Below are 536 nucleotides of genomic sequence, written 5' to 3'. Positions count from 1 at the left end.
CATAAATCACCGCGTTGCACCAACTCAGGCACCGAAATCTCAGCATCTATTGGGCCGCACAACTCCTCGTACTTCTGCCACTCTTTAAAGTCGACATCATACGGAGGAGAAGCGGTCAATGCGACGGTTTTGGGCTTCACTAAGCCAGCTTTCAGCTTGATGAGCGCCTTCCACCATTCATTCCGTAGATGATGCGCTTCATCCAGCACGAGCACATTCACATTTTGCTCAGCAAGCAGTGCAATTACATCAACTGACTTAGACTGGGTTACCCTTGGCTGATCTTCTGCTTCATCTTCTGCGTCTTGAAGCTCTTCGTCGACGTCCTCATTCGAGAATGCAGCATGAAGAGCCTGATAGGTGATCACAGTCAGAAATTTTGGTTTTCTGATGTCTTTTGATATCCAATCAGGCCGCTCTTCATCCTCTGGCAAAAACAAGGATGTGAGGCGTTCTATCCATTGATTGCGGATCGTAATCGTCGGGGCAAGAATTAACGCAGGCTGGCCTACTCGCCTCATGACCTCCAATCCAAG

The 536-nt window shown here is 48.7% G+C and carries 1 protein-coding gene; it reads right to left on the bottom strand.

Translation table 11 applies throughout. The annotated features are described in order from the left end of the window. Positions 1-521 (bottom strand): DEAD/DEAH box helicase family protein (locus PsAD26_RS23060; RefSeq protein ID WP_244278316.1); only part of this gene is annotated, 521 nt, incomplete at its 3' end. Positions 522-536 lie beyond the last annotated feature (15 nt).

The sequence above is a fragment of the Pseudovibrio sp. Ad26 genome, from assembly GCF_001623285.1.
Taxonomy (GTDB): Bacteria; Pseudomonadota; Alphaproteobacteria; order Rhizobiales; family Stappiaceae; genus Pseudovibrio; species Pseudovibrio ascidiaceicola.
The sequence above is the reverse complement of the archived record's forward strand: the minus strand, read 5'-3'. Positions and strand labels throughout refer to the sequence as shown.